1 protein-coding gene is annotated in these 535 nt (G+C 44.0%); it reads left to right on the forward strand.

From position 1 onward, the window contains the following. Positions 1-321: 321 nt before the first annotated feature. A partial coding sequence (locus KP708_RS16080) for a hypothetical protein (RefSeq protein WP_215757265.1) occupies positions 322-535 on the forward strand: 214 nt, incomplete at its 3' end.

The following is a 535-nucleotide window of genomic DNA, read 5'->3' on the forward strand; positions in this document are numbered from 1 at the left end:
AACTATCACTGATGCAGATACAAAATCGCCCCTAGAATTGCAGGGAATAGCTCACGCAGGCGCAGGAAAAGTCATCTTCGATTTTACGGCTTAATCCCACCCAGACGCCCTGACGGGCGGGCTACGCCGCTCCCGCGCTGCGCTCGCTCCGGGTCTGTTCTGCTCTGTGCTATGCTCATCTGCTTGCTCAGAGGACAAGGAGTATTTTAGCCACTAACATACTTCTGATGTTGCTCTGGAGCGGTGTAAAAGCCGCCCCATTTTCGTGACATCTAACATTACCATATTTGGTTAAGTATTTTGATMAGAGGAAATTATACAGTGCTTACTGACAAAGAAATTAACGATGCCAAAATTGGCTTCAAGTACCAACATCCATCAGACATTCTTCACGAGCATGAAGACTGTATTAGGATGGCGTATGAATGGTTAGATGCTCAGACAACAATAAAAACAAAACCAAAACACAGTAGAGCTCTAAAGCATATTATAGAAAAATGGGCAGGAAGATATATATCTCAATCAGACGTAGAAA

This window comes from Gluconobacter sp. P5H9_a (genome assembly GCF_018812085.1).
Lineage (GTDB): Bacteria > Pseudomonadota > Alphaproteobacteria > Acetobacterales > Acetobacteraceae > Gluconobacter.